The sequence below is a fragment of the Bariatricus sp. HCP28S3_A4 genome, from assembly GCF_052066395.1.
Classification (GTDB): domain Bacteria; phylum Bacillota; class Clostridia; order Lachnospirales; family Lachnospiraceae; genus Allocoprococcus.
In genome coordinates, this window is the sequence record NZ_JBQHSE010000025.1 from 1 (window position 1) to 25494 (window position 25494).

Genomic DNA, 25494 nt, shown 5'->3' on the forward strand with positions numbered 1-25494 from the left:
CCATACATTGCAATAAAATACAATACAATAAAACCAAAAAGTTGACACAAAAAAAGCAGGTTTTATGCGGCCTGCAAGTGCTTTTCCTATTGTTTAACTGTCAAACTCCCGGGAAAAATATATAAGAGGGAAAAGTGTTTCTTGCCAAAAAATGTGGAGGTCTTAGTAGTTTCAAAATACTTCGTGAAACAACCCTGACCTGGACTTTCCTTCATATTTACTTTTTTCGCCTAAATGCTATAATATAAGTGAAACTCATTAGCTCATAACATGAACATATTTCTAAACACACAAAACATCTATAATGTTTTTAACAACATTATAGATACAAAATTAGAGTGACCAGGGAACCCGTCCCCCTAGTACACCGAATAATAAGTAACTGACACCTTGACTTGTCTGATTTTTCATCTGCAGCGTTGTCGTCAATCGACGTAGCCACCGCTACGCCTCATTCTTCCGCCTTGCATATGAAACAATCATCCTGCGTCAATGTATCAGAAACTTATTTTTCGGTGTACTAGTCACTAGGAGGATACGATGATGAAAGAAAGGAAAAAAGAACTATTTTCAATACCAAATATGCTCGGATATTTTCGTATACTGATGCTGCCGGTGTTTTTGATATGCTATTACCGGGCTAAAACAAGGGAAGAATTTACTATAACGTTTGTGATTCTGGGACTGATCTTTTTGTCAGATGCTCTGGATGGCTTTATCGCGAGAAGATTTAACATGATTACAAATTTTGGAAAAATTTTGGATCCAGTGGCGGACAAATTGGTTCAGGGAACACTTGCCCTTGCGGTTGCGCTCAGACATCCATGGATGAAAGTGTTTTTTATTGTGTTTTTGGTCAAAGAAATCTATATGGCGGTCATGGGGATTTATTTGCTGAAGGTGAAAAAAACGTTAAATGGTGCACAGTGGTACGGAAAAGTGTGTACTGCAGTGGTGGACGTTTGCATTCTGGTTCTCCTGTTTATACCGAATATTCCGGATGCGGTAGGCAATGCGATGATTGTTCTGATGATCGGGCTGGAAGTATTTGCAATCATGATGTACTTGAAATTTCATTCGCAGTTACTTTGTAAGTAAATTTGTTGTGAATCGAGCCCGCGTTTATAGACATGGAAGCAAAATAGTGGCATTATGAACATTGTTCATGTTGGAGGTAAGTGGAATGAATACGAGCATCACATCGAAGGAAGCGATTTTTCGTTTTCCGGATATGTTAGGTATTTGTTTGAATGCGTACAGAAGGGAGTCGGGGAATACCCGGATTTTTTTGCCACCCATTCAATCAGCCTTGCGAATTCGGAAAAAGGGAAAGCAAAACGCACTATGCAGCGTTATTTCACGCATATGAATGCGGGACTTTTGAATGTACTGCACGCAGATCAGGCAGTTGCCAAAGGCGCATTTTCGGAGTCATTTACTGAGGAGACGTTTGTTGGATTTGTGCTCGACAATATATTGCTTCTTCTTATACAAGGAAACGGAAACTGTGACACACTTGTTGAGATCATAAGCAGAGTTCTTTACCGGTAACATAATTCCCGCCAGATGGCGGTCATTCTGGGGTGTGGCGATGCGTTTCACCTCGTACCGAGAGCGATTGCACTTTGCACGACGGGGCTGGAAAATTATACGACAGCGCTCGGCAGAATTGTGTTGTGTCTCATGCCGCAAAATGAATGGACCAGTGCCGAGGCACCACTGTCCTGGGGGATTTACCGGAATATTCCGTTTACCATTCTTGGTATATTAATTGTGATTTTGTTCTGTCAAAGTGCAGAGAAGACGAAGGATGAAGCGTTCCGGTTTTTGTATCTTGCTGTGATCTTTAGTTTCGCTTGTTATATTCCGGTTGTGCTGTTTGCGGATACAGTGCCGCCTGTAGGGATGCTGATGATTCCGAAGACATGCGCCTATGTCTGGGTTGTTCTGATTGGTTACAAAGCGATGAAAGGAAGCGAGAATTATTGAAAAAATATTTGAATTTTTCACTGGGATACGCGATTGCTGCTATGGCAGGAGCTGCAGAAAGTGAAAAGTTTCCGGGTATTTATGTGGATTTATAATATCGGAGTTCCGCTCACAGCGGTAATGATGTTGGTGCGCGGTGTGACACAGGTACTCGGTTTGTCACTTTCATCTGCGCTTAGCGCCTCCATTTCAGGGATTGCTGGAATTGGGCATATTTTGACCGGAGTGGGAATTGTTTTATTATTGATTTCGTTAAAGAAGACAGTATAAGGGGGAATAATATATGCATCTTGTACCTGTTAAGAAACTTGCGGCCCGCAGTCTTGAATTCAGAGCCTATTAATAGTATAATTATAAGAGTTCATGAGAATTTATAAGTCAATATCTTTATTAAGGAGGAAACTATTATGGTTACCTGGAAGAACTTAGATACCCTTGCTTCCTATCAGGAATTGGAAAATGTGGATCGTGTGAATCTGGCGGAAGTGATGAGCGGTGAAAATGGTGCAGAACGTGTAAGAAATTATAGTATACCGATGGCTGCAGGGCTTACTTATAATTATGCGGCGAAGCAGGTAGATGATGATGTATTAAACGCTCTTGCTAAACTGGCCAAGGAGGCACAGCTTACGGAGAAATTCAAAGCTCTTTATAATGGTGAAGTGATCAATACAGGGGAAAAACGTCTTGTGCTTCATCAGTTGACACGCGGACAGTTGGGTGATCCGGTAGTGGCAGACGGCGTTGACAAACGTGCATTTTATGTAGAGCAGCAGGATAAGATTGCTGATTTTGCAAATAAAGTACATGCGGGAGAGATTACGAACGCAGCAGGAGAAAAATTTACAACGGTTGTACAGATTGGTATCGGCGGAAGTGACCTTGGTCCGCGTGCGATGTACCTGGCACTTGAGAACTGGGCAAAGAAGAACGGCAAGTTCAAGATGGAAGCGAAATTCATCAGCAACGTAGACCCGGACGACGCGGCAGCAGTTCTGAATTCTATTGATGTTGCACATTCTATTTTCGTACTGGTTTCTAAGTCAGGTACAACTCTTGAAACTCTGACAAATGAATCCTTTGTGAAGGATGCTCTGAAAAATGCAGGACTGGATGCTTCAAAGCATATGATTGCTGTTACCAGTGAAACATCTCCGCTTGCAAAGAGTGATGATTACCTCGCAGCATTCTTTATGGATGACTATATCGGCGGACGTTTTTCTTCTACATCCGCAGTTGGTGGCGCTGTATTATCTTTGGCATTTGGACCGGAAGTATTTGCAGAGTTCCTGGAAGGCGCGGCAGAAGAAGACAAGCTTTCTATGAATGAAGATGTATTGAAGAATCCGGAAATGCTGGATGCACTTATTGGTGTTTATGAGCGTAATGTTCTTGGATATCCGGCAACAACTGTCCTTCCATACTCTCAGGCACTGAGCCGTTTCCCGGCACATCTGCAGCAGCTTGATATGGAATCCAACGGTAAATCCGTAAACCGTTTTGGAGAACCTGTAAACTATCCGACCGGTCCGGTGATCTTCGGCGAACCGGGAACGAACGGACAGCATTCTTTCTATCAGCTCCTTCATCAGGGAACTGATATTGTACCGCTTCAGTTCGTGGGATTTAAGAACAGCCAGATCGGCACAGATGTTGTGATCCAGGACAGCACAAGCCAGCAGAAGCTCTGCGCTAACGTAGTGGCTCAGATCGTTGCATTTGCATGTGGAAAAGCAGATGAGAACCGTAATAAGAACTTTGAAGGCGGCCGTCCGTCAAGCATTATCATCGGTGATCAGCTTGACCCGAAGGCGTTGGGCGCACTTCTGGCACACTTTGAAAATAAGATCATGTTCCAGGGATTCGTATGGAATGTGAACAGCTTCGACCAGGAAGGCGTACAGCTTGGTAAAGTGCTGGCGAAGAGAGTTCTGGCACATGATACAGATGGTGCATTGAAGGAATATAGTGATCTGCTGAATATTTAAGCATATTTTACAAAGACTTATACATAGAAGGGGGCTTTCTTAATGAAGGCTCCCTTTTGGTATTTTGCTCATTCTGATGGGAATTATGAATAGATAAAATCTATAAATAATTGGTATATAGATTTTATCTATTTGATATACGGTAAATGTATTGATAGTATATATAAAAGAGATAGTCTATGGGAGGATGAAATTATGAAAAAAAGACTAATGAGCATACTGTTGATCACTTCGATGATTGGTGTCATGCTTACCGGATGTGGCGGAAAGAGCGGAAGTGGTGACAGTGAACAAAAAGAAGAGGAAGGAACAGCCAAAGAAACGATTACCTTTATGGCACCGGATTGGGCAATCCCGACGGACGATCAGCTTGCGGCTTTCACAGAGGAAACCGGAATTGAAGTTGAGATTTCTGAAGTGGGATGGGATGATATCCGCGAAAAACTGGCGACTGCATCATCAGCAGGACAATGCGCAGCGGATGTAGTAGAGGTTGATTGGTCCTGGGTAGGAGAGTTCTATGCGGCAGACTGGCTGGAACCATTGGAAGTATCAGATGCGGACAAAGCAGACATGCCTACTCTTGAGACATTTACAAAAGACGGACAAGTCCTGGCGATACCATATGCAAATGACTATCGTCTTTCATACTACAACACGAAACAGTTTGAAGAGGCCGGTATCACTGAGGAGCCGCAGACATGGGATGACGTATTGGAAGCCTGCAGAACTTTGAAATCTACCGGAACGGCAGAGTATCCGTTTGCAATCGCTTTAAATGCGGAAGAAAAGACATCAACATGCCTGATGTGGCTTGCCTATACCATGAACGGCGTTGTATGGAACGAAGACGGAACCTTCAACGAAGAATCCGTAATGGAAGCTCTTAAGTATATGGAAACGCTTGTAAAGGAAGAACTGGTAGCACCGGAAGACAAGACATCTTCAGGAATGGATGCTTACAAACGTATTTGCTCCGGAAGCGCAAGCTTTCTGACCGGACCGACTTCTTTTGTATCCAGAACAAATAATGAAGAAGAGTGCAGCGTTGTCGGTGAGATCGCGCCGATTCTTGTCCCGGGAAAAGATGCAAAAGCAACGCAGACAATGGCATTGCCGGAGGCTATTGGTGTAACAAAAACTTCAGAACACAAAGAAGCTGCAAAGAAATTTGTGGAATGGTATACCTCTGCTGATATGCAGAAGCAGTTAAATGAAACAAATAGTGCAATTCCAACACGTAATTCGGTTTTGGAAGAACTGATCAATGACGGAACGATTCAGAATGCGGGAGCAATGCTGGAACAGGCACAGTTGATCGCTTCTCCGTTCCCGAACGGTGTACCTTCTTACTATGCAGAAATGAGCAGTGCAATGTATAATGCAATCAACAAAATGGCACTCGGCGAACTTACAGCAGAAGAAGCTTTCAATGAAATGGAAACAGCGCTGGAAAAGTTAATTAACGAATAGTTAGGAAATAAATAATGAAAAAAAAGATATTACCTTATCTTTTACTAACACCCATGATTCTCATCATGGGTGTATTAGTATTTTATCCGATTATTGCGACATTTTCATATAGTTTAAAGAAATGGAAACTGACGGCCCCGGGAGATATCCATTTTGTGGGAATCAAGAATTATCTTGATATAATTCAGTCGGACTCATTCTGGTACAGTATGCAGAATACAATATTTATTCTGGTCTTTGTTGTGGTCTTTACTACTTTGATCGGATATCTTGTGGCATCATTTTTGAATGTAGATGTGAAATGGTCAGGTATTTTGCTATCATTGTCTATATTGCCATGGGCGTTGCCGCCGTATGTAAATGGAGTATTGTGGAAGTTTGTATTTTTCTCCGGATATGGATTCTTGAATAAACTTTTGATAGGCCTTGGGACCACTAGTAAACCAATCGAATTTCTTGGATCGAGATGGACGCTTCTGCTGGTGATTTCCATTGTGGTGGTCTGGAGGAGCATTCCTTTTATGGCCTTGGTTTGTCTGGCGGGAAGACAGTCGATTCCGGTGGACTTTTATGAGGCGGCTAAGATGGACGGCGGAACACCGGGAATGATTTTCAGATATATTACTATGCCTCTCATGAGACCGTTTATTGCGGTGGGTATCACATCGACATCCGTAACAGCGATCAATGTATTTGATGAAATTGTTGCACTTTCAGGATATAGCGATCTGGGAAAAAATATATTGATGGAGAGCTATCTTACGACATTTACGTTCCTGAATTTTGGAAAAGGAAGTGCCATGACCTATATCGTCATGTTTTTTGCGTTGATTCTTGGAGTATTCTACTTGCGCAGCCTGAATAAGGAGGTGGAATACTAGTGAAATATGTAAAAAGAGCAGGGTACTTTCTGGCAACGATTCTGTTTCTGATATTTACAGTCGGCCCATTCGTCTGGACATTCATGATATCTGTTACACCGGATTATGCGATTTTTGCTCCGACTTCTAAAATGCTGCCGGAGAGTATTACATTTGCTAATTATGTAGAATTGTTTTCAGGAAGTCGAAGAGGAAATGCGTTTTTTAAAGGAATGTATAATTCGATGAGGGCAGTAGGTATTACACTCGTTATTGGAATCCCGATTGCAATGATGAGTGCCTATGCTTTAAGCAGGATGGAGTTCAAGGGGAGAAAGGTGATCAAGAATCTTTTCCTGATCACGATGGTGATTCCGGTAATGGCAACGATCATTCCCCTTTATCGTATGTTTGCAGCAGGAAAAATGCTGGATCATATTTTCTGGCTCAGCATGGTGTATGTCAGTTCCTATCTGCCGATGGCTTCATGGCTGATATCCAACTATTTTGCGACGATTCCAAAAGAGCTGGAAGAGGCAGCTATGATAGATGGATGTGGAAGAGGAGCGGCATTTTCCCGGATCATCTTACCTCTTTCCCGCCCGATTATTCTTTCCGTGACATTGATTATGTTTTTGAATACATGGAGTCAGTTTCAGATACCGCTTATTCTGGCTTCATCCATGGAGACAAAGCCGATGGCGATTGTTGTGTCGGAATTTATGACGAAAGACTCTATTCAATATGGATTGATTGCCGCGGCCGGAATGACCGCATTGATTCCACCGGCGCTCACAGCTATGCTGTTTAGGAAATATCTGATTTCCGGAATGATGGGAGGGTCTGTGAAGGGATAAGCGAATATGATACATGCAAAAGGCTGCCGTTTGGCAGCCTTAATTCTATTCAACAATAATTGCATTTGGATAAATCCGTTCCATTCGCTCATCTGGGAAATGTTCATCCAGAAAATATTCGAGCCCTGTCGATGCTTTCACACCTTCGGTCTGCCGGATGGAATAGCGCGCCATCGCAAGCCCGGACATGATCATATCAAAAATCATAAAGACAATCATCACCCAAGTCAAAGTTACGCCGATTTTCTTCGGAATCTTTTCAATCCAGCCTGAGAACAGCGGGTAGAGGATTTTCAGCCACACAACGGCGGCGATACCCCAGAAAAAGCAGTACAGCAGGTTGATTCGGCCGCCCAGATTGAACGGGATATGGCTGTAGTCCCAGAATACCGTGCCGAAAACAATCTCAGTGAAGACACTGCAGATGTATTCGTAGGCCCCGCCGAGTATAGTGCCGAATACGAAAATATAGCTGTCGCTGCGGGTCCGGTACTGATATAAAATGGCTGTAAGCAGCACACATCCGAGTCCCCAGACAATGCTGAACGGGCCATAAACCACACTGCTTCGGCTCATTAGTTTCCCGGCAGTGATCAGACAGAAGATGGTTTCGGTGATATCCCCCAGGAAAGCCCCGAGAAAGAACAGGCATACCAGTTTATAGAACGAGCATCCAACGGCAAATACGCCGGCTTTCTCTTTGGCTGCTTCCAGTTCACGTTCTTTCTCAAGTTTCGCCTGCAGCAGAGCTTTTTCGTCCAGATTCGGATAGGCTTTTTTCAGATGCTTCAGTGTCCAGCCGGTCAGATCTTCTCCCAGTGTGTCCGCTGCATTCTGGAGGTCTTCAGAAATCCTGTATACAATAGACGCTTTATTTACACGGGAGCGCACGGTCAGAATGCCGCTGATGGTTCCGATCAGGTCAATGCCGAGAATGATTCCGGCTATGATCAAGATCAGTTCGCCGATGCTTCTTGGGATCAGATGCATCAGATCTGTAAGAAGCGGATTGGCAAATGAAACGCAGAATACAGCGATCAGTCCCCAGAGAACTGTGTAAGGAAGTGTGACGTAGCCTCCGAACTGGAAACGCTTTCTGGAATAGTCCCACCATTTTCTATGGAAAATACGTTCTAAGACAAAACCGGTTCCAATCGTTACGAAGAAAGAAAGGACGGTTCCTCCCAGAAACAGGAAGAACAGATTATTTTTCAGCTCCGACAGAAAGACCGCAAATAGTAGGGCGCTGATACCGTAGGACGGACAGTAGGGACCGAACAGAAAACCGATATCGACAAACTTCTTCTCTCTTACAGCAGCCGCGGCTGTGCCAAGCGCCCATCCTGCCAGGGAATACAGAATAAAAAACCATAGCAGTTCATACATTGAATAACTCATCTTTTGTGCCTCCATTTCTTCCTATCACTATAGCAGAAGAGAGAAGGAAGTGCAAGAAGCGGTGATTAACGTTCCTCCCGAATCAGTTTAAGAACAGCGGTATGTTCATAAGTCATTGCCTCATCGTGGACAAAAGCGACTGTCCCATGCACCGGAGCGCAAAGTGTGCTGCGCACCGTGCCAAGATATGGATCATGGATCCGTGCAAGAACTTGCCCTTTTTTGATTTCATCACCGGCTTTTACGAAAGACTCAAAGAAACCTGCATCCGCCGCCCGCACCGGTATAAAGTCCTCGCTTTCGATGACCTGTGAGAGATATCCGTTCTTTCCGTTGTAGCGAATGATGTGCTGCTTGGACATAAAGTTCAGGATGCCCTGCAGTGGATCGACGATCTGACCGATTTCGTCTCCCTTCCGGACAAAACCACCATGAGAGCGTGTCTTTACGAAAATGCCGGATCATCTGCAATACCCCAGAACGCGAGGATATTGTCCATGACTTTTTGAAGCTCGATAAGCGGTGACTGTGAAACGCGCGCCTTGTTTAGCTCATAAACTGCAAGCTGAATATAAGAAAGTGTTTCGCTTCCGATGGATTCGTGCAATGTGATGCCATTGTCGTACGCGCGCATCAGATTGGAATAAATGGAATTCATATCATCTGCGTCAAAGCAGTAACGCTGGATGAAATTCTCGCTCATGGAATACGTTATTTTTATAAATACCAAACTTGACACCATACCGGGCGAGCAGTTCGTTTACCGTATCGGTGTGCCTGTAAAGATCCATTTCCTGCATAATTCTCCTCCTCCTTTGTAATTCCTAATAGAAAAGGCGCTTTGCATAATTATGCAAAACGCCTTTGTTTAATACAACTCTTATAGTACCGGAGAATGCCGGGAGTCAATCTGTTTTTTTCTTTTCTTATAATTTGGCAAAAACCGGTCGTTTCTTTATTCCTGAAGATCATGAATCAGGGCGTTGATCTGCATGCGGGCTTTCGTACGCTGCATGCCGTCGCAGTATTGTTCGGCCATACGCAGAAGATGTTCACGGCAGGCGGTTACGATTTCCGGTCTTTTCAGCTCTATGATCAGCGTCGGAGCAGTATTGCGGACAAGAAGAGCCATTCCTTCTTTTTTGACGAAGAGATTGTAATCATGTCTGGTGTCCGGTTTAGAAGGAATGAAATAGTAATTTTCATAGGTATCCATCAAGCGAAGAATGTTCTTTAAATGAAGCACATAGGTTTCCGGGGTATACATAGACTGCCCGTCGTATGTTTTGTAAGGCGCTGCAATCGGAATCATCCCGGAACGAATATCCTTCGGGTCGGACAGCTCGCATATGTCGATAAAAGGGGTATGCTTCAAATGCTCTTCAAAAGAGGATAGTTCGTTTAAATTCTTTTCATAAGCAGTCTTCCATAATACATGATCGGTCTTATCTCGAAGCTGTTCCAGAATCTCTCTCGGGATTGTAGTTGCTGAAATAGGAAAGACTTTCTGGACGATGGATCCCGGCTGTGAAAAGAAATCCTCAAAACAATCCATAAGTTCTTCCGAAGTGTTGTGTACAGTCAGTGCCGGCTGGCAGAGGGACAGATAATCTTTATACTGTCCGGTGTATGCGTAAACGAGAGACGGATTGGTGGTAAGTAGTGTGATTGGGTTGCTTGTCATCCCGACACACGTAGAGAAGATTGCAAAATGACCGGGCAAAACGATCATGGAATGACGGTACAGATTATCGCGCAGTCGGGGATAATAATATACCTTCGTCTGGCCTGTTACATAAAGCGGAAGCCAGTAACGCAGAGATTCGACATAACGATTCATAAAATTGATAGATGGCATGATCTGGCATATCGTGAAGCCTCTGGTGATAATTTCCATTAAGCTGGACTGAAGTTCAAGGGTGAAGGAATAGTCCTCGAACAGCTATTCCAGATTGTTGTCATAAGCAAACAGAATCGTAGAAGGTTGCTCAAGCGTTTGCATGAGGCCGAGTAATCGATGAATGGCTTCTCTTTTTCCGCTGTTGCCATAAAAATATTCTGTTTCATCATTAGAAGACGAAATGTAGTTCGATGCTGAAATGTTGTGTTTTGGTTCAGGGACAGCCGGAGTGTGAGATATCCTGCTCAGTGTATTTTCAACAATATCGTAATCATCGGAAAGCCATTTAAAGATATATTCAGCCAACGCAGATGAGGGCATGGAAGAACGCAGAATACTCTGCTCCAGCATTTCAGAAAGCGCATGACGCTGAAAGTCAGCTACACAGTGTTTGGAAAAGAAATAAGCCATACGTGAAATGTGCTCGCGGTTTCGAGGCATTCCTCGTTTTCCTGTGCGAAGAAGGCTGATCAAAGAGCAATCCACCGAAATGGCGGCCGCAAGTTCTTTGTTTGAAGTCTGTGTGAGATTCATTAGAAAATTCAATTTATCCGAAAATAGCATAGTAGTACCTCCCGATTATAATTGTATTGTATCAAAATCGGGGATCCTGTGCCAGTGATTTGACGAGAATTTGTCAGATTATTAAAACGAACAATAACAAGCGCGGATCCGTGTAAAACACATTCAGTAGGATCCGCGCTGCTTTGCATTTCTTAGTTCAAATGCCAGATATCTTTGTTATATTGTTCAATTGTTCTGTCAGATGAGAAAAATCCGGCTTTCGCAATATTTACCAACATCATTTTGGCCCATGCAGTTCTGTCGCTGTAATCGGCGAGCATGCGTTCTTTGGTCTCGGTGTAATCGTTGAAATCAAGAAGGGTCATGAACCAGTCTTTGTGAACCAGCTCATCGTGAAGTCTGGTCAGGTTTTCTTCATTTCCAATCTTTTTCATTTCGTCTCCAACGATGAAATCCACACATGTCTTGATGCGTTCGTCAGAAGAGTAGATTGCGTAAGCATTGTAGTCACTCTTTGCGTAGTGCTCAATCACAGCCTCGCTTGATTCTCCGAAGATATAAATGTTCTCAGGGCCTACAAGATCGCTGATCTCTACATTTGCACCATCCATGGTTCCGAGTGTGACAGCACCGTTCAGCATGAACTTCATATTTCCGGTTCCGCTCGCTTCTTTTGATGCAAGTGAGATCTGTTCGGAAATATCGCAGGCCGGAATTAATTTTTCGGCAGCGGTTACATTGTAGTTTTCCACCATAACGAGTTTTATGTATGGAGCAACTTCCGGATCGTTTGCAATCAGCTCCTGCAGGCAGAGGAGAAGATGAATAATGTCTTTTGCAATTACATAAGCCGGAGCAGCCTTTGCGCCGAAAATGAAAGTGATTGGCTGTTCGGGTTTGTTGCCTGCCTTAATATCCAGATATTTATTAATGATGTACAGAGCATTCAGCTGCTGGCGTTTGTACTCATGCAGACGTTTGATCTGAATGTCGAAGATGCTGTTTTCGTTAATTTCGACACCGGTATTTTCCAGAATAAAGTCTTTGCATACTTTCTTCGCATTTGTTTTGATTTCAAGAAGTGTATTTAAAACATCTTCGTTTTCTTTGTATTTCAGAAGGTTCTCGAGAGCGGAGGCATCTTTCTTATAATCTGTACCGATCAGGCTGGAAATATAATCGCTCAGTGCATGATTGCAGTGAAGCAGCCAGCGACGGAAAGTGATTCCGTTGGTTTTGTTATTGAATTTTTCCGGGTAAATATCATAAAAAGCTTTTAATTCACTGCTTTTCAGGATTTCCGTATGAAGCGCAGCCACACCGTTAATTGAGAATCCATAATGAATATCCATATGTGCCATATGAACCAGATTGTTTTTGTCGATGATGGCAACGGCTTCCTGCGGATACTGCATCTTGACACGTTCATCCAGGCGGCGGATGATCGGCATCAGGTGAGGAACAACTTCTTCCAGATAGCTGATTGGCCATTTCTCCAGTGCTTCGGCCAGAATCGTGTGGTTGGTGTAAGCACATACGTGTGTCACGATATCGCAGGCTTCCTCGAATTCAATTCCCCTTTCGGTAAGGAGACGGATGAATTCCGGAATGATCATACTTGGATGTGTATCATTGATCTGGACAACAGCATAGTCTGCAAGATCGTGCAGGTTACATCCTTTACTTACTGCTTCATCGAGGATCAGCTGTGCAGCGTTGCTGACCATAAAATACTGCTGGTAGATCCGCAGTTTTCTTCCGGCATCGTCGCTGTCATCCGGATAGAGGAATAAGGTCAGATTGTGGAGAATATCATTTTTGTCAAATGTAATTCCATCGCCGACAATACTTTCCTCTGCGATGTCGATATCAAAGAGGCGCAGACGGATGGATTTGTTTTGATATCCGGCTACATCAATGTCATATAAAGATGATTTGAGCATAAAGCCGCGGTAAGGAACCATATAGGAAATGCCGGTCGGTGTTAACCAGCTTTCGTCTGTCAGCCATGGATTTGGAGTTTCTTTCTGCAGGTGGTTCTCGAATACCTGCTTGAAAAGTCCAAGGTGATAATTGAGACCGATTCCTTCACCCGGAAGTCCAAGTGTGGCGATGGAGTCAAGGAAGCATGCCGCCAGTCGTCCAAGGCCACCGTTTCCGAGAGATGGCTCCGGTTCCACTTCTTCGATTTTTGAAATAGATTTGCCATTTTCTTCAAGGAATTTTGCAACCTCATCATAAATACCGAGATTGATCAGGTTATTGGAAAGCAGCTTTCCAATCAGAAATTCTGCAGAAATATAGTAAATTTTCTTTTTGCCATCCTGATAGCCTTTCTCAGAAAGTGCTTTTTTTGTATAAACTAATAATGCATGGTAAATTTCTTCATCTGAACACTGTGAACAGTCTTTTCCAAACATGTCAAAAATTAAATTTTCTAATGATTTCATTGTTGTATCTCCTTTCAGGGGTAAATGTCTGTTTACTGTGTATGTATAGACTATAGCACGCCCTGAAAGGTGAAAAATACAACAAAATTGTTCTGTTATGACATGTTCTTGCGAAATTTGTGGGGAGAGATTCCGTTTGCCTGCTGGAATTTCTTGATGTAGTAGCTTGTGTTGTTAAATCCGCATTCCAGCGCGATTTCTGTGACGGAGTCATCGGAATGCAGAAGAAGCGTCTTTGATTTTTCCAGACGTAGGTCATTGATATATTCAATCAGAGTTTTTCCGGTATACTGGCGGAATAGTTTCATGAAATAGTATTCGCTGTAGTTGGAAAGCCCTGCCAGTTCTTTGGCATTCAACGGTTCATTGTAATGTGAGTTGATGTAGTCCAGCACATTTTTTATAGAAGAAAGACTCTTATTCTGCTCAGCGTGGTCTGAGGTGATGATGTAATTTCCTGCGAGCATTTCATAGAAAAATGCGTAGAATAGTGCCTTGAGACGTACATAATAATAAGGTTCCTTTTTGTCAAGGCAAGAGTGGATTTGACCGAAAATCTCCATAAGGCGGTCGTAGCCGGAGACATCCGGCGTGATACGATGAACAAATTCCGCCTGATTTGCCGCCAGCGGAGCGATTAGACGCTCTTGACATAAGTCCCCGGCGGTTCCTGCAAGATAATTCAGATCAAAAACAATGCTTTTATAGTAGAGGATGTGGCGTGGATCCGTTTTCATGGAATGCAGGACCCCACGGTTCACAATCAGCAGATCACCTTCTCTGACACGGAGTGCCTCTCGGTTTAACCGTACCAGTCCGCTTCCGGATTCGATGAAGATAAATTCCATTTCTTCATGCCAGTGCAGGTAGAGAGAACGGAAGATCTCGCAGTTGTCGGTGTAGGTTTCTACTGGTAGTTCAAAGGATCCATGAGAGCCGAGCTCTTTTAAAGTATTGTCTACCTGCTGAGAGATGGTTCCTGACATAATTGCTCCTTTCTGTCACTTGATCGGCGGTATTTCAAAGGTGTCATCTGATATTGCCTGCGAAATAACCGGATGAAATATGAGTGATTTTCAAAACCGGTATTTTCAGAAATTTCAATCACGCTTAAATCGGTGGTAAGAAGCAGTTCGCACGCTTTTTCCAGACGATAATGGTTCATGTATTCAACCAGGGTCATTCCGGTAAATGACTTGAAGAACTTTGTAAAATAAGAGACACTGTAGCCGCAGAAATCAGCGGCTCCCTTAAGAGACAAGGGACTCGCATAATTCGAGTGGATAAAAAGAAGTAGTTCTTTTATCTTTTTAATCTGGGTGAGCTGTGAATGGTCGGGAGGAGCATGTAATGTTCGCCCTTCCAGTGATTCGAACAGCCAGAAAATCCGGTAAAGCTGAGACTTCACGAATAGTTCGTATCCATGGGAGGACTCGGAGATAGTCTGTGTAAGGGAAGTCAGTATCTCGGAAATCCGGTCGTGTTGTGGATGGTTGGAAGGAATCCGGAAAGGAAGGGAAATCTGCTCGTCCAGATAAGGCTTTATATATGTAGTGTAACAGTAGTCGGAAGGCGAATCTTGTCCCAACATCTTTAGATCAAATAAAATACTGAAGTACTCACAGGTTTCTTCATGGAGTTGTTCAATGGCGTGCAGCATCCCGGGAAGGATTGGCACGATATCCCCTGTGTGGACAGTAAAAGGCACTTTGTTCAGTGTAACGGTACAGCATCCGCTCTGAACAAACATCAATTCCATCTCATCGTGCCAGTGCATAGGGCAGGAATACAGGGAAACCGGAATTTGAAAATGATAGACAACATAAGGGAATTCCAGCGTTCCATGTTGTCTGTATTCATAGAGAGAGGAAATGTGCGTATCTGACATGATTCAAGAACCTCCTTTTATTGGTGTAAAAATACGAGAATCTTCCATATTATGTTACAGTGGGAAGATTCTCGTAATGTTTCTTATATATTAAAGTGTTTTGCCTGTAAGCATTTCGTAGCTCTGCAAATATTTATCGATTGTTTTCTGAACAATCTCATCCGGAAGAGTCCAGTCATTATCCGGATTCGCTTTCAGCCAGTCGCGGGCAAACTGTTTGTCGAAGGAGGGCTGACTATGGCCTGGTTCATATCCTTCAGCAGGCCAGAAACGAGAGCTATCCGGAGTCAGCATCTCATCACCGATCACCAGATTTCCTTCTTCATCCAGACCGAATTCAAACTTGGTGTCTGCAATGATGATTCCGCGGTTTAGTGCATAATCTGCACATTTCTTATAAAGTGCAATAGTGTTGTCACGAAGCTTTGCGGCATATTCTTCCCCTTTTCCCGGGAAATATTTTTCCAGATGAGTAATACTTTGTTCATAAGAAATATTTTCATCATGGTCACCGATCTCGGCTTTGGTAGATGGTGTGTAAATAGGTTCCGGAAGTTTATCGGATTCTTTTAAACCTTCCGGAAGTTTGATTCCGCATACGGTTCCGTTTTCCTGATAGCTTGCCCAGCCACTTCCGGTGATATATCCACGCACGATACATTCAATCGGGAGCATGTTCAGTTTACGGCACATCATGCTGTTACCGTCAAACTGTGGCTGCTGGAAGTATTCCGGCATATCCTTTACATCTACAGAAATCATATGGTTTGGAAGAATATCCTGAGTCAGATCAAACCAGAATTTGGACATCTGAGTCAGAACAGTTCCTTTCTTGGTCACTGTGTTGTTCAAAATCACATCAAAACAACTGATACGGTCTGTTGCAACCATAATCAGGCTATCGCCGTTATCATAAATCTCACGGACTTTTCCTTCTTTGATAGGTTTCATTTTTCTACACCTCGCTAAGTTGAAATTAATATGTATTCTACTTAATAGATAAACAGATTTTGAAACAAAATGCAATCCTATTTTGAAATTTTGTGCAATCCGTTATCTATTTGTATCCCGTTCCGGAACAAGAAAGATAAACACCAGGGAACTGATCAGCAGAAGATAGGGGTAATAAAGATTCGGCATAATGTCAAATGCTGAAATCTCATATCCTAGTCCTGCAGCTGCCGAGATTGCCACAAGCATCTGTGCACCGTATGGGATAATCCCCTGGAAGATGCAGGAAAATGTATCCAGTATAGAAGCGGCATTTTGGGGAGAGATCTGATAATCTTCAGCCATTTCGCGCGCAATCGGGTTAGCCATGACGATTGCCACGGTATTATTTGCGGTGGCAATGTCCATTGCACCAACAAGAAGCCCCATGCCAAGCTTTCCGCTTTTCCTGCTTTTGAATATGCGTTTGACCAGACCGAGAAGGGCGGTGAATCCTCCGTATTCGTGAATCAGAGCACAGAGGGTGGCAACGAGGATAGCGACCATGGTAGTCTCATACATGCTGGAAACACCGTCTCCCATGTGGCTCAGAAGTTCTGTGGCCTTTGTGGTGCCTGTCGCGAGCATGATGACGGAGCCGGATGCAATGCCAATCAAAAGGACAACAAATACATTGATGCCGATGATTCCACCAATCAGGACGAGCAGATAAGGAATAACCTGGATCAGGTTGTAATCGGTATGAAAATTCGTAGATCCTGCATGCCCTGAGGTGCGGATAAAGAACACGAACAGAGTGATCAACGCCGCAGGAAGGGCAATGGCAAAATTGGCACGGAATTTGTCTTTCATTTCACAGCCCTGTCCATTGCAGGCGGCGATCGTGGTATCGGAAATGAAAGATAGGTTGTCACCGAACATGGCACCGCTCATGACAGAACCGATACAGAGTGGTGCGGCAAAACCGGAACCTTCAGCTACGGCGAGAGCAATCGGTGTGATTAAAGTGATCGTTCCGACGGAGGTTCCCATGGCAAGAGATACAAAACAGCTGACTATAAAAAGTACAATAACTGCATAGCGCGCGGGAATCAGTGAAAGCAGAAAATAGGCAACGCTTTCAGCACTGCTTCTGCCGACAACACCGACAAAAATTCCGGCGGTCATGAAAATAAGAATCATAGTGATGATATCCTTATCCCCGACTCCTTTTGCCATGACCTTCAGCTTTTCATCAAAACTCAGTTTTGGATTCTGAAGGCAGGCGACCAGAAGAGCAGCCAGAAAACAGACTACTATGGGAATATTATAGAAGCCCATTGTGATATGCAGCCCGTATTCAAAAAGAATTCCCAGGCCTAGATACATGATCAGGAAGACTCCGATCGGAAGAAGTGCTTTCCAATTTCCTTTTTTCATATAAAATCTCCTTTTTTGTGTTTTTGCGCAATACACCAATGGTGTAAGGCAACGCTATGCATAAGTATAACATATCTATACGAAAATGGGGAAAAGAGTTGAAGCAAAAAAATCTGTAGTGATATAATGATATTTCAGAAAGAAACAAAACGAAATATCAACAGAATGATGCCGAAAATATATAGATTAAGGGAGCATGTGATATGCTCCCTTAAATTATGTATTGAAATTAAGAATATCAGCTGCGTTTAATAAAGGTAGTCTGACATTTCGGACAGCGAATTTCAATCTTGCCCTTTCCTCTTGGAACACGGATTTTCTGTTTGCAGGAAGGACATTTATAGATATGATGCGTCTTACGCTGCTTGAAAAGTTTTTTTTGGTTCCACCAGAAGTTCCGAATGCCTGCGGTCGCTTTCAGAAAAGATTGATTCTCGGAGGATCTCTTGTAAATGTTTCTGGAGAACATTCTGAAATAAGTATAAATAAGTATTACCAACGCCAGATAGTACAAAAAGTTCCATCGAAAAAAGCCGGAAAGAAGAAACATGATAATTCCGGTCCACATCATAAATCTTCCAAAAGAATCGACCCCATAGCGACCATACATAAAACGCATAAATTTTTCTTTCATTTCTAATCATCCAATCTTTATAGTAGTGTTGTGGTAAAAGGTATATTATTATTTTACACAGACTTTCTGTGGAATCAATAAACTTCTTATTAAAAAAGTCTAAAAAGTGTGTTATACTTCTGGTTATAACAAGATTCCCGGGAGGCAGTAATGGAAGAAGAAAAAAATAGGGAAATAAAAAAAGAAGATATACAGAAAGAAAATAGAAAAAAGCGTCCGGAAGGGGCAGGAGAAGAACGTCGTAGGAAGCGTCCGGAAGGAGCAGGAGAAGAACGTCGTAGGAAGCGTCCGGAAGGAGCGGGAGAAGAACGTCGGCGAAAACATTCGGAAGGTATGATGAATGAACGCCCGAAAAGACGCCCGGAAGGAATGAACGAAGAACAGCGTAGAAAACGTCCGAAAAAAGAGTATGCGGAGCATACCGGCATACAGGAAAAAGAAATGCAATCAGAGCATATGGCTGGAAAAAGCACGGGACACAAAAAGAAAACGCACAGAAGAGGCCCAAGGAAACGGCACAGTAAAGGCTCAAAGGCGGCTGGAGTTATCAGCAAGATCATTTTGATTATTGCTCTGGCAGTTTTTGCATACTCAGCTTATCAGTTGTTTGATATTTATTATGGATATCACAAAGGAGAAGCAGAATATGACGAAATTGAGAAAACGGTTGTGAGCATTGATCAAGAGGAAGCGGATCGTTATCAGGTGGACTTTGACGCGTTGAAGGAAATCAACCCGGACGTCGTGGCATGGATTCGTTTCGATGAACCTGCGATTATAAATTATCCGGTAGTTCAGGGAAAAGACAACAGTGAATATTTGTCGAAGACGTTTAAGGGGTATGAGAATACGGTTGGAACGATTTTCGTTAATGTGGATAATAATCCGGATTTTACTGACAGAAATACAATTATTTACGGACATCATATGAATAACGGGACGATGTTTAATGAACTGGATGAATATGAAAGTGAAGAGTTCTGGAAGAAATATCCTTGCTTTTATATTTATACTCCGGATGGCGCACAGCTGAAATATCAGATCTATTCTGCGGGCATTGTAAAAGATATAGCTGAGAATTATACATATGAATTTGCGGATGATGAGGCGTTCCGGTCATTCCTTCAAATAACAAAAGAATCCAGCTTTTACGATACAGGTGTGGAACCGGATCTGGATTCCAAAATTGTAACGCTTTCAACCTGTACAAAGGCGAATAATGATGAACGTTTAGTCGTTCACGGGATGCTGGTTGAGGCCAAAAATTAGGAAACAAAATTGAAAAACAGGAGGAGAAGATGGCTATAGATGTAAAATTCGAAGTGGGAGACATCATCCGGATGAAAAAGCCACATCCCTGCGGAAACTCGGAGTGGGAGATCTTGCGTGTGGGAGCAGATTTCCGGCTGAAATGCCAGGGATGCGGACATCAGGTGATGGTTTCCAGAAAACTTGTGGAGAAAAATACAAAAGAAATTAGAAAAAAAGCTTGAAACGTGTGTTGATTTATGGTATCATACCAACTTGTGATATACTATTTTTATCCTTGTTCCCGGCGAATCCGGGAGCCAGAGACCATAAGGAGGTGCAGGACATGAGCAAATATGAATTAGCAGTTGTTGTCAGCGCAAAACTCGAAGACGACGCCAGAGCAGAAGTTATCGAAAAGGTGAAAGCACTTGTAACACGTTTCGGCGGTAACGTAACTGACGTTGATGAATGGGGAAAGAGAAGATTAGCTTACGAAATCCAGAAAATGAAAGAAGCTTATTACTACTTTGTCCACTTCGAATCTGATACAACTACACCGGGCGAAGTTGAGAAGAGAATCCGTATCATGGACGGTGTAATCAGATATTTATGCGTGAAAGACGAAGCTTAGAAAGAGGCAGCGTATGAATAAAGTGGTTTTAATGGGACGTTTGACAAGAGATCCTGAAGTAAGATATTCACAAGGTGAGAATGCTCTCGCTATTGCAAGATATACATTGGCTGTAGACCGTAGATTCAAGCGTGACGGAGAACAGAGTGCAGATTTTATCAACTGTGTTGTTTTCGGTAAGAGCGCAGAATTTACAGAACGTTATTTCCGTCAGGGAATGCGCGTTACGGTCTGCGGACGAATCCAGACCGGAAGCTATACCAACAGAGATGGTGTGAAGGTCTATACAACAGAGGTTGTTGTTGAGGAGCAGGAATTTGCAGAAAGCAAGAATGCGAGCGGCGCACAGTCTTATCAGAACGCCCCGGCTCCGGCACCAAGCGTAGATGCTGGTGACGGCTTCATGAATATTCCGGACGGAATTGATGAGGAATTACCTTTTAACTAGGAAAGGAGATGTGCAAAATGGCATTCGAAAAAGGAAACAGACCAGATTCTCCGATGAGGAGAAGAGGCGGACGCAGAAGAAAAAAAGTTTGTGTATTCTGTGGTAAAGAGAACAACGAAATCGATTATAAAGATGTAGCAAAATTAAAGAAATATGTTTCTGAAAGAGGAAAGATCCTTCCGAGAAGAATCACAGGAAACTGTGCAAAACATCAGAGAGCTCTTACAGTAGCAATCAAGAGAGCAAGACATATCGCTTTAATGCCATACGTTCAGGATTAATTAAAATATTAAGGCTGAATCTCGGGAAATTTTCCGGGAATTCAGCCTTTTTGTTTTGCGTGTATTCGGTTAATCATCAAAACTGCCGCCTGCCATGGCCTTGATCGAAGAGGCATATTCGGAAGGAGTCATCCCGGTGATTTTCTTAAACTGCCGGGAAAAATAATGAATCGAAGTATAACCGAGCTGTTCGGAAATCTGGGTGAAGTTCATGTGATTTGTTCGGATCATCTGCTTGGCCACATCGATTTTCATGGATGAGAAGTATTCGATGACTCCCTTGGAACATTTTTCGCGGAAAATCTTCTGAAGCTGCGAACGTCCGATCAGATTATCGCGGCAGATCTGCTCTATGGTCACATGCGAGTGAATATGGGCTTCCAGATAATTTACCACCCGGTTGAAAATCTCGGTATCGCTCCGGCTTGTGGTTGACTTGGGAGGGAGTTTGGGGAAATTTTTCTTAAAAACAATCGGATTGGTATTATGGCGGACCAGATGAATCAGCAGGTGCTCCAGATCAAGTCGTATCATCTGTTCTGCCCCGAAAGAATTCGGTGTTTTCTTTTCCATATGCTGCAGATACGGATTATCCAGGCGACACGCGAAGCAGTCTCTTGCTTCGATGATCGTATCTGCCAGAAGGTTTCGCTCCAACTCATCAATTCGCAGGATCTTACCGGCAAAAAAATTCATGGCTGGCGATTTCGATGCAAATGATACCACGACCAGATTGGGGGCAGAATCACCGGTTGCCTTTACTGCGTGGAACTCATTGGGCTGATGGAAAATAATATCGCCCTTTTTTAGCAGGTGGTAGGTCGTTTCCGTAATGACACCGACTTCTCCTTTGTCTACATAGAGAAACTCCCAGAAATTGTGGGATTCACCTGCAAAAGAAAAATTATTCATGTACTCAAAATAATGAACAGTGTATAATTCATCAATATGAATGGAATCTTCAAGTTGTACGCCAATATAACCCATATATTGCCTCCAGTGTGACGGTGCGAATGATAAATAATCAGAGTCATTGAACCGAAATATATATTCTCAATAAGTATATTAAACCAATGCTCGGAAAAAATCAATCATAAGTGGCTGATAGTGCAAAATGATAAAAAGATAATATAAATGAATTTTTCACATATGTGCAAATAATCGGAAATAATCTATATATAAGGATATAATAAGACAAATTTAGAGATTGATTATATAAAGACGAAAGAGAGAAAAAGTTATATTATGGACTTAGTTAAAGTAAGTAAAACGAAAATAAAAGTAGGGAGAGATGGAAAATGAAAAAACCAGTATTAGTAATCATGGCGGCAGGAATGGGAAGTCGTTACGGTGGACTCAAACAGATTGATCCGGTAGATGAGCAGGGACATATCATCATGGACTTCTCCATCTTTGACGCAAAGCGCGCAGGCTTTGAAAAAGTTGTTTTCATTATCAAAAAAGAAAATGAAGCAGATTTTAAAGAGGCTGTCGGAAATCGTATGGCAGAGCAGATGGAGGTTGCTTATGTATATCAGGATCTGCACAATATTCCGGAAGGATTTGAAGTGCCGGAAGGACGTGTGAAACCGTGGGGAACGGCTCATGCGGTTCTGAGCGCGATCGATGAGATAGACGGGCCATTCGCTGTAATTAATGCAGATGACTACTATGGAAGAGATGCGTTCCAGGTTATCTATGATTATCTTGCAACTCATGAGGATGATGATAAATATCGTTACACGATGGTAGGATATAAGCTGGAAAATACGGTTACGGACAATGGTCATGTGGCACGTGGAGTGTGTGATACGAATGAGGCCGGAGAACTGGTACGCATCACAGAAAGAACACGTATTGAGAAGAGAAACGGTGGAATCGCTTATTCTGAAGATGATGGAGCGTCATGGACCGAACTTCCGGGAGATACACTGGTGTCTATGAATATGTGGGGATTCACACGCAGCATTCTAGATGAAATCAAGGCTGGATTCCCGGCATTTCTGGAAAAGGGACTTGTATCAAATCCGATGAAGTGTGAATATTTCCTTCCGGCTGTCGTAAGTACACTTCTGGAAGAAGGACGTGCAACGGTTGCAGTTCTGGCTTCTGCAGATAAATGGTATGGAGTGACTTATAAAGAAGACAAACCGGTTGTAGTTCAGGCAATTAAGAAAATGAAGGCAGAAGGACGTTATCCTGAGAAACTTTGGGGGGAAGCATAATGGGAAAAGGAAAAATTGATGAAGCGATAGGCCAGTTCCGGTATGAAGGCGTGCTGATCGATGAAAGACCTTATGGTAGCGGGCATATTAATGATACATATCTGTTGACATTTGAAATCGCAGAAATGGGAACGATCAAGGTTATTTTACAGAGAATGAACAAGAACATTTTCACAAAACCGATAGAACTTATGGAGAATATCCTGAACGTGACTTCTTATCTGCGCAAGAAGATTATTGAAAACGGAGGGGATCCGGACCGTGAGACACTGAATGTGATCCGTACCGTTGATAATATGCCATATTTTGTAGACTCTGAAGGTGAATACTGGAGATCTTACAAATTCATTACGGATGCAACCAGTTACGATCAGGTAGAAAGTCCGGAAGACTTTTATCAGAGTGCAGTCGCTTTTGGTAATTTCCAGAGACTCCTTGCAGAATATCCGGCAGAAACGCTTCATGAGACGATTGAAGGATTCCATGATACAAAAGCAAGATTCCAGGTATTTAAGAAAGCGGTGGAAGATGATGTATGCGGACGTGCTGCTTCTGTACAGAAGGAGATTCAGTTTGTTCTGGAGCATGAACATCTGGCAAATGTGTTCGCGGATCTGCTGGAAAAGAAAGAGATCCCGCTCCGTGTTACGCACAATGATACGAAGCTGAACAATATCATGATTGATAACAAGACAAGGAAAGGCATCTGTGTAATCGACCTGGATACGGTTATGCCTGGACTTGCCATGAATGATTTCGGTGATTCGATCCGTTTCGGAGCGAGTACAGCTACGGAAGATGAACAGGATCTTTCGAAAGTTTCCTGCGATATGGAACTCTTCGATCTCTATGCAAAGGGATTTATTGAGGGTTGTGGAGGTAAACTGACAGAGAAGGAAATCGACCTGATGCCAACGGGCGCTATGGTCATGACCTTTGAATGTGGTATGCGTTTCCTGACCGATTACCTGCAGGGGGATACTTATTTTAAGATCCATCGCGAAAATCATAACCTGGATCGCTGCAGAACTCAGTTCAAGTTGGTTAAGGATATGGAAGCTAAATGGGATACCATGCGTGAGATTATTGATAAGTACAAATAAAGATAGAGAGCCCGTGCTTGTCCGGCAAGGGCTTTTATCTTATATAAAAGGATGGGTGTTTAGTAAAACGACCAATATTTTTAGTAAATATAATTGAAAAATTTAGTAAAAAGTATTCCCTATTTCAGAAAAGTATGATATAGTAAGTTTAGAAGAAATGATTCGAACATATAGGAGGATTAGATCATGGCAATTTTAGTAACGGGTGGAGCTGGATTTATTGGAAGTCATACATGCGTAGAACTTTTAAATGCAGGCTATGACGTAGTTGTTGTGGACAACTTATGCAATTCTTCTGAGGAAGCACTTAGACGTGTGGAGAAGATTACCGGGAAAAAGGTAACTTTCTATCAGGCAGATATCAGGGACGGAGCTGCGCTGGATGAGATTTTCTCAAAAGAAAGCATAGATTCCGTTATTCATTTCGCCGGACTGAAAGCAGTAGGTGAGTCTGTAGCAAAACCGTTGGAATACTATCAGAATAACATCGGCGGAACGCTCACTCTTTGTGAAGTGATGCGCAATCATGGCGTTAAAAATATTATCTTCAGCTCTTCAGCTACTGTTTACGGAGATCCGGCATTCATTCCGATCACAGAGGAATGCCCGAAAGGAACCTGTACCAATCCATACGGATGGACAAAATGGATGCTTGAACAGATTCTGACAGATTTGCATACTGCAGACCCGGAATGGAATGTAGTGCTTCTTCGCTACTTCAACCCGATTGGAGCGCATAAGAGCGGTCTGATGGGAGAAGATCCGAAGGGAATTCCGAACAATCTGATTCCGTATATCACTCAGGTTGCTATCGGCAAGCTGGAGTGCCTCGGCGTATTCGGCGACGATTACGATACACATGACGGAACCGGCGTGCGTGATTACATCCATGTTGTAGACCTTGCAATCGGCCACGTAAAAGCACTTAAGAAGATTGAAGAAAAAGCCGGTGTATGCGTGTACAATCTTGGAACCGGAACCGGATATTCCGTATTGGATATGGTTCATGCATTTGAAAAAGCATGTGGAAAACCGATTCCTTACCAGATCAAAGCAAGAAGACCTGGCGATATCGCAACCTGCTATTCTGATGCAACGAAGGCAAAAGAAGAACTCGGATGGGTTGCAGAGCGCGGACTCGAAGAAATGTGTGAAGACTCATGGAGATGGCAGAGCCAGAATCCAGATGGATATAATACAAAATAATAAAAAGTGTTTTTTTG

Annotated in this window: 28 protein-coding genes; 17 read left to right on the forward strand and 11 right to left on the reverse strand. The window is 42.9% G+C overall.

Annotated elements, in window-relative coordinates; translation table 11 throughout:
• Positions 1-540 precede the first annotated feature (540 nt).
• The 8 genes from ACTNBF_RS12080 (at position 541) to ACTNBF_RS12115 (ending at position 7167) form a co-directional block, all read left to right on the forward strand.
• Entirely contained in the window at positions 541-1098 is a 558-nt protein-coding gene (locus ACTNBF_RS12080) for a CDP-alcohol phosphatidyltransferase family protein (protein WP_441029902.1), read from the forward strand.
• Between the two features lie 54 nt (positions 1099-1152).
• Entirely contained in the window at positions 1153-1551 is a 399-nt protein-coding gene (locus ACTNBF_RS12085; RefSeq protein ID WP_441089341.1) for a hypothetical protein, read from the forward strand.
• A gap of 15 nt (positions 1552-1566) precedes the next feature.
• Positions 1567-1989, forward strand: coding sequence for a hypothetical protein (locus ACTNBF_RS12090; RefSeq protein ID WP_441025516.1), 423 nt, complete (start codon positions 1567-1569; stop codon positions 1987-1989).
• An 81-nt stretch (positions 1990-2070) separates the two neighbouring features.
• Positions 2071-2259, forward strand: a complete 189-nt coding sequence (locus tag ACTNBF_RS12095) for a DUF2871 family protein (RefSeq protein WP_427806907.1) — start codon at positions 2071-2073, stop codon at positions 2257-2259.
• A 137-nt stretch (positions 2260-2396) separates the two neighbouring features.
• A complete protein-coding gene (locus ACTNBF_RS12100; RefSeq protein WP_441029901.1) occupies positions 2397-3977 on the forward strand; it encodes a glucose-6-phosphate isomerase in 1581 nt (526 codons plus the stop codon).
• 195 nt (positions 3978-4172) lie between these two features.
• Positions 4173-5450 (forward strand): sugar ABC transporter substrate-binding protein, encoded by a 1278-nt coding sequence (locus tag ACTNBF_RS12105; RefSeq protein WP_427806903.1) that lies wholly within the window; start codon positions 4173-4175, stop codon positions 5448-5450.
• Between the two features lie 53 nt (positions 5451-5503).
• Complete coding sequence (locus ACTNBF_RS12110) at positions 5504-6331, forward strand: carbohydrate ABC transporter permease (protein WP_427806901.1); 828 nt, start codon at positions 5504-5506, stop codon at positions 6329-6331.
• A complete protein-coding gene (locus ACTNBF_RS12115) occupies positions 6331-7167 on the forward strand; it encodes a carbohydrate ABC transporter permease (protein WP_441025505.1) in 837 nt (278 codons plus the stop codon). Before ACTNBF_RS12110 ends, ACTNBF_RS12115 begins: the two co-directional genes overlap by 1 nt.
• 45 nt (positions 7168-7212) lie before the next feature.
• Here the strand turns inward: ACTNBF_RS12115 and ACTNBF_RS12120 are convergent, their stop codons facing one another.
• From ACTNBF_RS12120 to ACTNBF_RS12165, 10 genes are all read right to left on the reverse strand, one after another.
• A complete protein-coding gene (locus ACTNBF_RS12120) occupies positions 7213-8565 on the reverse strand; it encodes a putative ABC transporter permease (RefSeq protein ID WP_427819945.1) in 1353 nt (450 codons plus the stop codon).
• 65 nt (positions 8566-8630) lie between these two features.
• On the reverse strand, positions 8631-8927 hold the full coding sequence (locus ACTNBF_RS12125) for a hypothetical protein (protein WP_427806896.1): 297 nt from the start codon (positions 8925-8927) through the stop codon (positions 8631-8633).
• Positions 8928-9010: 83 nt separating this feature from the next.
• Positions 9011-9268, reverse strand: a complete 258-nt coding sequence (locus ACTNBF_RS12130) for an alpha-E domain-containing protein (protein ID WP_441089342.1) — start codon at positions 9266-9268, stop codon at positions 9011-9013.
• A 252-nt stretch (positions 9269-9520) separates the two neighbouring features.
• On the reverse strand, positions 9521-10462 hold the full coding sequence (locus ACTNBF_RS12135) for a hypothetical protein (RefSeq protein ID WP_441089343.1): 942 nt from the start codon (positions 10460-10462) through the stop codon (positions 9521-9523).
• A 45-nt stretch (positions 10463-10507) separates the two neighbouring features.
• Positions 10508-11029 carry a hypothetical protein gene (locus ACTNBF_RS12140; protein ID WP_441089344.1) on the reverse strand — a complete coding sequence of 174 codons (522 nt, stop codon included), beginning with the start codon at positions 11027-11029 and terminating at the stop codon, positions 10508-10510.
• 152 nt (positions 11030-11181) lie between these two features.
• Positions 11182-13440, reverse strand: coding sequence for a glycogen/starch/alpha-glucan phosphorylase (locus ACTNBF_RS12145; RefSeq protein WP_441018218.1), 2259 nt, complete (start codon positions 13438-13440; stop codon positions 11182-11184).
• A 95-nt stretch (positions 13441-13535) separates the two neighbouring features.
• Positions 13536-14426, reverse strand: a complete 891-nt coding sequence (locus ACTNBF_RS12150; protein ID WP_427806890.1) for an AraC family transcriptional regulator — start codon at positions 14424-14426, stop codon at positions 13536-13538.
• The gene (locus ACTNBF_RS12155; protein WP_441018214.1) at positions 14399-15328 is read right to left on the reverse strand and encodes an AraC family transcriptional regulator; all 930 of its coding nucleotides are present in this window, start codon (positions 15326-15328) and stop codon (positions 14399-14401) included. The genes ACTNBF_RS12150 and ACTNBF_RS12155 overlap by 28 nt, the downstream gene beginning before the upstream one ends.
• Before the next feature lie 90 nt (positions 15329-15418).
• Positions 15419-16279 carry a phosphoribosylaminoimidazolesuccinocarboxamide synthase gene (locus ACTNBF_RS12160; protein WP_427806888.1) on the reverse strand — a complete coding sequence of 287 codons (861 nt, stop codon included), beginning with the start codon at positions 16277-16279 and terminating at the stop codon, positions 15419-15421.
• Between the two features lie 102 nt (positions 16280-16381).
• Complete coding sequence (locus ACTNBF_RS12165) at positions 16382-17698, reverse strand: Na+/H+ antiporter NhaC family protein (protein ID WP_441089345.1); 1317 nt, start codon at positions 17696-17698, stop codon at positions 16382-16384.
• Positions 17699-17921: 223 nt separating this feature from the next.
• On the opposite strand from ACTNBF_RS12165, the gene ACTNBF_RS12170 reads away from it, so the two are divergent.
• From ACTNBF_RS12170 to rpsR, 6 genes are all read left to right on the forward strand, one after another.
• Positions 17922-18338, forward strand: a complete 417-nt coding sequence (locus ACTNBF_RS12170; protein WP_427806885.1) for a hypothetical protein — start codon at positions 17922-17924, stop codon at positions 18336-18338.
• Between the two features lie 144 nt (positions 18339-18482).
• The gene (srtB, locus tag ACTNBF_RS12175; RefSeq protein WP_441089346.1) at positions 18483-19601 is read left to right on the forward strand and encodes a class B sortase; all 1119 of its coding nucleotides are present in this window, start codon (positions 18483-18485) and stop codon (positions 19599-19601) included.
• A 29-nt stretch (positions 19602-19630) separates the two neighbouring features.
• Positions 19631-19825 carry a DUF951 domain-containing protein gene (locus tag ACTNBF_RS12180; protein WP_427806882.1) on the forward strand — a complete coding sequence of 65 codons (195 nt, stop codon included), beginning with the start codon at positions 19631-19633 and terminating at the stop codon, positions 19823-19825.
• A 101-nt stretch (positions 19826-19926) separates the two neighbouring features.
• Entirely contained in the window at positions 19927-20214 is a 288-nt protein-coding gene (gene rpsF, locus ACTNBF_RS12185; RefSeq protein ID WP_427806881.1) for a 30S ribosomal protein S6, read from the forward strand.
• A gap of 13 nt (positions 20215-20227) precedes the next feature.
• Positions 20228-20662, forward strand: a complete 435-nt coding sequence (locus tag ACTNBF_RS12190; protein ID WP_427806880.1) for a single-stranded DNA-binding protein — start codon at positions 20228-20230, stop codon at positions 20660-20662.
• Between the two features lie 17 nt (positions 20663-20679).
• Complete coding sequence (gene rpsR / locus ACTNBF_RS12195; RefSeq protein WP_441089347.1) at positions 20680-20943, forward strand: 30S ribosomal protein S18; 264 nt, start codon at positions 20680-20682, stop codon at positions 20941-20943.
• A 69-nt stretch (positions 20944-21012) separates the two neighbouring features.
• On the opposite strand, the gene ACTNBF_RS12200 is transcribed toward rpsR, so the two are convergent.
• The gene (locus tag ACTNBF_RS12200; RefSeq protein ID WP_427806879.1) at positions 21013-21930 is read right to left on the reverse strand and encodes an AraC family transcriptional regulator; all 918 of its coding nucleotides are present in this window, start codon (positions 21928-21930) and stop codon (positions 21013-21015) included.
• Positions 21931-22241: 311 nt separating this feature from the next.
• Here ACTNBF_RS12200 and ACTNBF_RS12205 point away from each other — a divergent pair, with 311 nt between their 5' ends.
• The 3 genes from ACTNBF_RS12205 to galE all read left to right on the forward strand — a co-directional run bounded on the left by ACTNBF_RS12205 (position 22242) and on the right by galE (position 25477).
• Complete coding sequence (locus tag ACTNBF_RS12205; protein WP_427806878.1) at positions 22242-23168, forward strand: nucleotidyltransferase family protein; 927 nt, start codon at positions 22242-22244, stop codon at positions 23166-23168.
• A complete protein-coding gene (locus ACTNBF_RS12210; RefSeq protein WP_427819951.1) occupies positions 23168-24271 on the forward strand; it encodes a phosphotransferase enzyme family protein in 1104 nt (367 codons plus the stop codon). Before ACTNBF_RS12205 ends, ACTNBF_RS12210 begins: the two co-directional genes overlap by 1 nt.
• Positions 24272-24457: 186 nt before the next feature.
• The gene (galE, locus tag ACTNBF_RS12215; protein WP_427806876.1) at positions 24458-25477 is read left to right on the forward strand and encodes a UDP-glucose 4-epimerase GalE; all 1020 of its coding nucleotides are present in this window, start codon (positions 24458-24460) and stop codon (positions 25475-25477) included.
• Positions 25478-25494 lie beyond the last annotated feature (17 nt).